3 protein-coding genes are annotated in these 2,943 nt (G+C 71.7%); 1 reads left to right on the forward strand and 2 read right to left on the reverse strand.

Annotation, left to right across the window (positions count from 1 at the left end):
- Positions 1-7: 7 nt before the first annotated feature.
- Positions 8-1,168, reverse strand: coding sequence for a cytochrome P450 family protein (locus Ade02nite_RS14690; RefSeq protein WP_203762357.1), 1,161 nt, complete (start codon positions 1,166-1,168; stop codon positions 8-10).
- A gap of 267 nt (positions 1,169-1,435) precedes the next feature.
- Between Ade02nite_RS14690 and Ade02nite_RS14695 the strand changes: the two genes are divergently transcribed.
- Positions 1,436-2,077 (forward strand): helix-turn-helix transcriptional regulator, encoded by a 642-nt coding sequence (locus Ade02nite_RS14695; RefSeq protein ID WP_203762359.1) that lies wholly within the window; start codon positions 1,436-1,438, stop codon positions 2,075-2,077.
- Between the two features lie 132 nt (positions 2,078-2,209).
- On the opposite strand, the gene Ade02nite_RS14700 is transcribed toward Ade02nite_RS14695, so the two are convergent.
- Positions 2,210-2,943, reverse strand: a 734-nt coding sequence (locus tag Ade02nite_RS14700) for an aldehyde dehydrogenase family protein (RefSeq protein WP_498370401.1), incomplete at its 5' end; no start/stop codon positions are given.

Genomic DNA, 2,943 nt, shown 5'->3' on the forward strand with positions numbered 1-2,943 from the left:
GGGCGTTTCAGCTGAGCCGCACGGGCAGCTGTTGCAGGCCGCGCAGGAGCAGTCCGGGCCGCCACTCGGGGTGCACGTCCGGGGCGAGGCGGAGACCGGGGAAGCGCTCGATCAGCCGGGCGAAGGCGACGGCCCCTTCCAGCCGGGCCAGCGGCGCACCCAGGCAGTAGTGGATGCCGTGCCCGAAGGCGAGGTGCGGATTGTTGTCCCGGTCGAGCACCATCTCGTCCGGGTCGGCGAAGCGGTCGTCCCGGTTGGCCGCGAGCAGCCCGACCACCACCTGCTCACCCGCGGCGATGTGCTGGTCGCCGATGGTCAGGTCGGTCGCGGCGATGCGGAAGGTGGCGGTCTCGACCGGCGCCTCGTACCGCAGCATCTCCTCGACCGCGGCGGGCAGCAGCGAAGGGTCGGCGCGGAGCCGCTCCCAGCGCTCGCGGCGGCTGAGCAGCAGCCACGCCCCGTTGCCGATCAGGTTGACGGTGGTTTCGTGCCCCGCGATGAGCAGCAGGAAGACCATCGAGGTCAACTCGTCCTCACTGAGCCGATCTTCCGCGTCACGCACCTCCAGCAGCGCGGCGAGCAGATCATCACCCCCGTCCCGCCGGCGTTCCATCAGCAGATCCTGGATGTACGCGACGAGCGCGCCCACCGCCCCACCATGGTCGACGCCCGGCCGCGGCCCGCCGACGATGACGTTGGTCCACGCGCGGAACGCGTCCCGGTCGGCGGACGGCACACCGAGCAGTTCGCAGATGACCTGGATCGGCAGCGGAAACGCGAACGCGTCGATCAGATCCACCTCGTCCCGGCCCGCCATGTCGTCCAGCAGCCCCGCGGTGATCTCCTCGATCCGCGGCCGCAGCCCTTCCACCCGGCGAGCGGTGAAGGCCGCAGAAACCAGCCGCCGCAGCCGCGTGTGATCGGGCGGATCCGCGGCCAGCATGTGCCGGCTGACCGCCGCAATGCCGACCACCGGATACTGCTTCGACAACCGCGGATCACTGAGCGCCCGCTTGGCATCCTCGTACCGGGTGACCAGCCAAGCCTCGTTCCCCGCCGGAAGCCGCACCCGATGCACCGGGCTCTCCTCCCGCAGCCGCGCATAGAACGGATGCGGATCGTCGTGAAAGGCCGGATCAGCGAGATCGAACCGAGCGTCCTGCGTCATGAGCTCCCCTTCCCACCCACCTGCGACCCGTTCCCACGCACCTGCGGCCGTCTCGGTCACCTGCGGCCGTCTCGGTCACCTGCGGCCGTGTCGGTCACCTGCCGCCGTCTCGGCCACCCGCGATCGTCTCGGCCACCCACGGCCGTTCCCGGCCACCCTCAGGTCTCGGCCCGGGCATCCATGACGATGGATGACTCTACCTGTGTGAGGTGACAACCGGTCGAACGACGCATGGTGCCGCCGTGTCACCGATGCAGGCTTGCGCGCATGACCGCTTCCCTGTCCCTGGTTGCTCCCGTAACGGTTGCCCTGCGTGCCACGGATCCGCTGAGCCTGGCCGGCCTGTCCCGCCTGCTCGAGCCGACCACGGACCTCTCCGTCCTGGCGGGAGACGACCCCGCCGCGGACGTCCTGGTCTACGCCACGGACCGGGTCGACGGCCGCGTGATCCCCGCGCTGCGCCGTTCGTGCGTCGAGACCCACCGCCCGGTCGTCCTGGTCGTCGAGGACATCACCCCGGCCGAGTTGCTGGTCGCTGTCGAGTGTCGCGTGGTCGGCGTGCTCCCGGTAGCCGCCGTGACCGCCGACCGCCTGGCCGGCAGCGTCCGAACCGCGGTAGGCGGAGGCGGTTTCCTCCCACCCGGCCTGGTCGGTGCGTTGCTCGGCCACCTCCGCCACTTGCAGGCCGAGGTGCTGGAACAGGCGGGCCTGGCCGCCTCGGGCCTGAAGCCCCGCGAGGTCGAGGTCATCCGCCTGATGGCCGAGGGCCTGGAGACAACGGAGATCGGCGCCCGCCTCCAATGCTCCGAACGCACCGTCAAGGGCGTCATCAGCGCCGTCCTCCGCCGCCTGGCCTTGCGCAACCGGTCCCACATAATCGCTCACGCCATGCGCTACGGCGTCATCTGACCCCGACTGCGGGTGGACGGTCTTGCCGAGCCCACAGCGAGCAACCTTCCGAAGGCAACCGGCCGCCGCAACCGCCCGGCTCTGGTGGCCGGGCGGCGCTCGGTCGGCAACTCCCGGTGACTCCCCGGTCGGTCAGACCTCCCCCCAGTGGGACGACTCGCCGGCCGGAGAGCGATGTTGCGGGACATTCCACGGGTTGTCGTCGCGCAGCGGCTCGGGAAGCAGTTCCGGTGGACAGTCCTGATAGGTGACGGGTCGCAGGAAGCGGTCGATCGCCGCGGTGCCGACCGACGTGGTGGTGGGGTTGGTGGTGGCCGGCCACGGCCCGCCGTGCTGTTGGGCGGGGGTCACCGCGACGCCGGTGGGCCAGCCGTTGAAGAGCAGGCGGCCGGACCGGTCGCTCAGCACTGTGACAAGCTCACGCAGCCACGGCGAGTCCTCGCCCGACCCGGTGTGGACGCCGGCCGCGAGAGAGCCCTCGACCAAGCCGGCGAGCTCCGCGGCCAACGGTGCGCCGGGGTCGTAGCGAACCACGAGCGACAGTGGCCCGAAGGCCTCGTCCAGCAGAGTGTCGCGATGCTCGGCAAGCGTCGCGAGATCCGTCTCCACGAGAGTCGGCGACGCGTCGAGGTCGTCCACCTCGCCCGTCACGACCACCGTGACGCCCGGCGTGCCCAGCACCTCGTCCCGCCGGCGGCCGTAGCCGTCCGCGATCCCGCGGTGGAGCAGCCGGTGCTTACCCGCCGCCTCGAACGCCCCAGCGGCAAGGGCAGCAAAGCCGCCGCCCGCCAAGCCGCCGCCCGCCAAGCCGCCGCCCGCCAAGCCGCCGCCCGCCAAGCCGCCGCCCGCCAAGCCGCCGCCCGCCA

This window comes from Paractinoplanes deccanensis (genome assembly GCF_016862115.1).
In the GTDB taxonomy this organism is placed as follows: domain Bacteria; phylum Actinomycetota; class Actinomycetes; order Mycobacteriales; family Micromonosporaceae; genus Actinoplanes; species Actinoplanes deccanensis.